This window comes from Streptomyces niveiscabiei (assembly GCF_001419795.1).
Taxonomy (GTDB): domain Bacteria; phylum Actinomycetota; class Actinomycetes; order Streptomycetales; family Streptomycetaceae; genus Streptomyces; species Streptomyces niveiscabiei.
This window is the reverse complement of record NZ_LIRL01001247.1, coordinates 1-2,865: the sequence shown is the minus strand read 5'-3', so window position 1 is coordinate 2,865 and position 2,865 is coordinate 1. Positions and strand designations below refer to the sequence as shown.

At 72.6% G+C, this 2,865-nt stretch carries 1 protein-coding gene; it reads left to right on the top strand.

Features of this window, described 5'->3' with window-relative positions:
* Positions 1–138: 138 nt before the first annotated feature.
* Positions 139–2,865 (top strand): amino acid adenylation domain-containing protein (locus AOK24_RS42680; RefSeq protein ID WP_159052201.1); only part of this gene is annotated, 2,727 nt, incomplete at its 3' end.

The following is a 2,865-nucleotide window of genomic DNA, read 5'->3' as shown; positions in this document are numbered from 1 at the left end:
GTCGGAGGTGGGGCGTTCGGGGGCGGGTCATACGGCTGACGTTCATACGGGGGCGGCTCGTTCGGGGTCGGCTCCTTCGGGAGTGGCTCGTTGACTTTTCCGGCCTCCAACGGACCCCACGCTCAGGAGAGTTCAGCGATGACCGTACGTCTCGTCCCGTCCGCCGCCCAGCGGTCCATGTGGTTCGGAACGCGGCTCGACGGGGGTGACGCCGCGCACAACGTCGGCGAGTTCACCGAGATCCATGGCGCCGTCGACCCCGGTCTGCTCCGAGCTGCCGTACGTCAAGTCGTCGCCGCCACCGAGACGTTGCGCTCACGGTTCGTCGAAGACGCCGAGGGCGTCGGGCTGTTGGTCGAGCCGGAGGTCCCGTGGTCCATGCCGGTCGTGGAGGTCGACGGGATCGAGGGCGCCCGGGAGTGGATGGAACGGGACTTCGCCGTGCCGTTCGATCTGGAGCAAGGGCCCCTGTTCCGGTACGCGTTGCTGCGGGCGGGGGACGGGCACTGGGTCTGGTACCAGGCGTATCACCACATCGCCGTGGACGGGTTCAGCTGTTCGCTGATCGCGGGGCGCGTGGCTGCGGCGTACACGGCACTGGCGGAGGGCGCCGACACGGCCGGCGTTCCGGACGCGCCGCTCGGGCCGCTGCTCGCCGCCGATGACGCTTACGACGGTGAGGCGGACCGCGCGTACTGGCACCGCGTCCTCGCCGACCGGCCCGACCCGGTGAGCCTCTCGTCCCGGCCGCCCCGCGTCTCCGGGCGCTTCCTGCGCCGTACCAGCCACGTCACCGGTGAACTCGTCCACTCCGCCGCCGACTTGACCGGCACCCGCTGGTCCCGGGTCGTCCTCGCCGCGACCGCCGCGTACCTGCACGCGATGACCGGCGCCGAGGAGATCGTCCTCGGGCTCGCCGTCACCGCCCGCACGTCCCCGGCCGAACTCGCCACCCCGGGCATGGCGTCCAACGTCCTCCCGCTGCGCATCCCCGTACGCCCCGACGTCCTCGCCGCCGACCTCGTACGCGAAACCGCCGACGCCACCCGGGAGTTGCTCGCCCACCAGCGGTACCGGGGCGAGGAGCTGCGCCGGGAGCTGGAGTGGCCGGAGGGCGGGCGGCGGTTCTTCGGGCCGGTCGTCAACATCATGGCGTTCGGGCCGGAGTTGAGGTTCGTGGCACACCCGACGACCCGTCACAACCTGTCCACGGGACCGGTCGAGGATCTCGCCGTCAACGTCTACGACCGCGCCGACGGCAACGGCGTCCGCGTCGACTTCGACGCCGGCACCGAGCAGTACACCGAACCCGAACTCACCGCCCACCAGCGGAGGTTCGTCCACTTCCTGGAACGTTTCGCGGAGGCCGTGCGCACACCCGGCGCCCTCGTCGGACGGGTCGTCCCGACCCTGCCCGGCGAGGAGTCGATCCTCACCGGGGCCCCCGCGACGGGCGTCGGGAGCAGCATCCCCGACCTGTTCGCGGCCCGAGTCGCCGCGACGCCGGACGCCGAGGCCGTCGTACAGGGTGAACGCTCCCTCTCCTACGCCGAGTTGGACCGCCGCGCCAACCGGCTCGCCCACCGGCTCCTGCGCCTGGGCGTCCAGCGCGAGGAACGCGTCGCCGTCCTCGTACCCCGCTCCCCCGAACTCCTCGTCGCGCTCCTTGCCGTCCTCAAAGCGGGTGGCGCGTACGTCGGCCTCGACACGTCCGCGCCGCCCGCGCGCACCGTCCAGATCCTCGAAGAGACCGGCGCACGGCTTCTGTTGACCGACGGGGGCGAGGCGCCGTACGCCGGGCTGAGCGTCGTGCGGACGGGTGACCCTTCGCTGCTGGACGAGCCGGACGTCCGGCCCGAGGTGGAGGTGATGGACCGTCAACTCGGCTATGTCAGCTATACGTCGGGCTCGACCGGCACGCCGAAAGGGGTCGCCGTCACCCATCATGACGTCGTCTCCCTGGCCCGGGACTCGGCGTTCACGGGCGGCGGTCACGCGCGGGTCCTCGTGCACTCGCCGACCGCGTTCGACGCCTCCACGTACGAGATGTGGGTGCCGCTTCTCGGGGGCGGGACCGCTGTCGTCGCCGAGGACGGTGTGCCCGTCGACGCTTTCGCCGTCAGGCAGTTGACGGAGCGTCATGGCCTGACCGGGGTCTGGCTCACCGCCGGGTTGTTCCGGCTCGCCGCCGAGGAGGATCCCGGGTGTTTCGCGGGGTTGCGGGAGGTGTGGGCCGGGGGTGAGGCGGTGCCCTCGGGGGCCGTGCGGCGGGTGCTGGAGGCGTGTCCGGGGGTGACCGTCACGAATGGGTACGGGCCCACCGAGACGACCACCTTCGCCACGAACCGCCCCTGCTCCCCCGGGAGTTCGGTGCCGGACTCGCTGCCGATCGGACGGCCGCTGGACGGCATGCGCGCCTACGTCCTCGACCCGGCGCTGCGGCCCGTACCCCGGGGAGTCGTCGGGGAGTTGTACCTCTCCGGCGACGGGGTCACCCGCGGCTACCTCGGCCGCCCCGGCGCGACCGCCGAACGCTTCGTCGCCGACCCCTGCGGACCCGTCGGCGCCCGCATGTACCGCACCGGCGACCGGGTCCGCGTGACCGGCGCCGGCGAACTGGAGTTCCACGGCCGCACCGACTCCCAGCTCAAACTCCGCGGCTTCCGCATCGAACCGGCCGAGATCGAAGCGGCCCTCGCGGAACATCCCGGGGTGACGCAGGCGGTGGTGCTCGTCCGGGGCGAACGGCTGATCGGGTACGCCGTGTCGCAGGCGGACCCGGAGGAGCTGCGCGCCCATCTGGCCGCGCGCCTCCCCGAGTACGCGGTCCCCGCCGCCGTCGTCCCCCTCGTGCGCCTCCGCCTC